The organism is Novosphingobium naphthalenivorans NBRC 102051, assembly GCF_001590985.1.
GTDB lineage: Bacteria > Pseudomonadota > Alphaproteobacteria > Sphingomonadales > Sphingomonadaceae > Novosphingobium > Novosphingobium naphthalenivorans.
The window spans coordinates 1-969 of the sequence record NZ_BCTX01000211.1 but is presented as its reverse complement, the minus strand read 5'-3'; the positions used below and the strand labels follow the sequence as shown (position 1 = coordinate 969).

Here is a 969-nt window from a genome sequence, read left to right as displayed (position 1 = left end):
CGATGCCGTTCTCGTGTTCGAGATGGACGAGTTGGTCAGAAGGCGACATTGTCGCCGCCTTTGGTCTGGAGCATGGCGCGGGCCTCGGCGGGGGTGGCGATATCGAGGCTGAGTTCCTCGAGGATGCGGCGGATCTTGGCGACCTGCTCGGCATTGGAGGTGGCGAGCCTGCCCTTGCCGGCATAGAGGCTGTCCTCGAGCCCGACCCGCACATTGCCGCCCAGGATCGCGCTCATCGTGACGAACGGCAGCTGGTGGCGGCCAGCGCCCAGCACCGAGAGATAATAGTCCTGCCCGAACAACCGGTCCGCGGTCGCGCGCATGTGCAGCAGGTTCTCCGGCTCGGGTCCGATCCCGCCCAGGATGCCGAAGATGCACTGCACGAAGAAGGGCGGCTTCACCAGGCCCAGGTCGGCAAAGTGCGCCAGATTGTAGAGATGCCCCACGTCATAGCACTCGAACTCGAAGCGCGTGCCGTTCGCCCCCATTGCCCGCATGCCATAGTCGATCTGGGTGAAGGTGTTCGACAGGATCAGGTCCTTCGTCCCTTCCAGATAGGGCTTCTCCCAGTCGTGCTTGAACTCGGTGATCTTGCCCGCCGCGCCCGAGATGTTGAAGTTGAACGAGCCCATGTTCATCGACGCCACCTCGGGCTGCGTCGCCAGCGCCGGCGCCAGCCGCTGCTCCAGCGTCATCCCCAGACCCCCGCCCGTCGTCACGTTGAGGATCGCGTCGGTCTGCTGCTTGATCCGCGGCAGGAACTCCAGGAACCGCTCCGGCGTCTGGTCAGGCTTGCCCGTCTCCGGATCGCGCGCGTGCAGATGGATCATCGCCGCCCCGGCCTCCGCCGCCGCTACCGCCTCACGCGCAATCTCCTCCGGCGTGATCGGCAAATACGGCGACATCGTCGGCGTATGAATGCTCCCCGTCACCGCACAGGTGATAATCACCTTCTCAGCACGCTTCATT

Annotated in this window: 1 protein-coding gene; it reads right to left on the bottom strand. The window is 64.7% G+C overall.

Going from position 1 to position 969, the window contains the following annotated elements; all coding sequences use genetic code 11:
• Window positions 1-35 precede the first annotated feature (35 nt).
• Window positions 36-968 (bottom strand): 3,5-dioxohexanoate:acetyl-CoA acetone transferase, encoded by a 933-nt coding sequence (gene kce, locus NN5_RS24770; protein WP_067739386.1) that lies wholly within the window; start codon window positions 966-968, stop codon window positions 36-38.
• Between the last annotated feature and the right edge of the window lies 1 nt (window position 969).

What these genes read in the sequence shown, in the direction of transcription:
- kce (WP_067739386.1), bottom strand. Translation starts at nt 968, where the DNA reads ATGAAGCGTGCTGAGAAGGTGATTATCACCTGTGCGGTGACGGGGAGC.